Source organism: Ruegeria sp. BG11 (genome assembly GCF_056538565.1).
This window is the reverse complement of record NZ_JBQFTH010000068.1, coordinates 1-523: the sequence shown is the minus strand read 5'-3', so window position 1 is coordinate 523 and position 523 is coordinate 1. Positions and strand designations below refer to the sequence as shown.

Here is a 523-nt window from a genome sequence, read left to right as displayed (position 1 = left end):
GCATGTCGTTTCCTCCTGTGCCGAAGGTCTCTGAACATTGCCCAACAGGCAAGGACGACGTTGCGGGAGGGGAGGAAACGACATGCACCCGACCATCGAACGAGTGCAAGAGGTTGTCGCCAAAGGCGATGAAGCCTTGATCCACGCGCTTCTGGCCGAGGATGTCCGGTTCCTGCCGCCAACCTACTACAGCACCTGGACCGGGCGCGCGCCGGTGGCCGCCGTTCTGGGACATGTTGGTCAGGTGTTTTCAGACTTCCGCTATCGCCGCATCATGGGCGAGGGAAAAGACTGGGCGTTGGAATTCCAGTGCAAGGTCGGGGATCTTGACGGGATCGGGGTGGATCTGATCACGCTAAACGACGACGGTTTGATTCAAACCTTCGAGGTCGCGATGCGCCCCTATAAGACAGTGGGTGCACTACGAGAGGCGATGATGGCGCGCGTGATGACCGATGCACGGTTTCTCAAGTTCAAAGACGCCCTGAGCTGACCATGCGCGGTTTGATTGCAGCCGATCAGG

At 58.9% G+C, this 523-nt stretch carries 1 protein-coding gene; it reads left to right on the top strand.

Annotation, left to right across the window (positions count from 1 at the left end):
* The first annotated feature begins 82 nt into the window (after positions 1–82).
* Entirely contained in the window at positions 83–493 is a 411-nt protein-coding gene (locus tag ACR0JF_RS23430; RefSeq protein ID WP_480670147.1) for a nuclear transport factor 2 family protein, read from the top strand.
* The last annotated feature ends 30 nt before the right edge of the window (positions 494–523 follow it).

What these genes read in the sequence shown, in the direction of transcription:
- ACR0JF_RS23430 (WP_480670147.1), top strand. Translation starts at nt 83, where the DNA reads ATGCACCCGACCATCGAACGAGTGCAAGAGGTTGTCGCCAAAGGCGAT.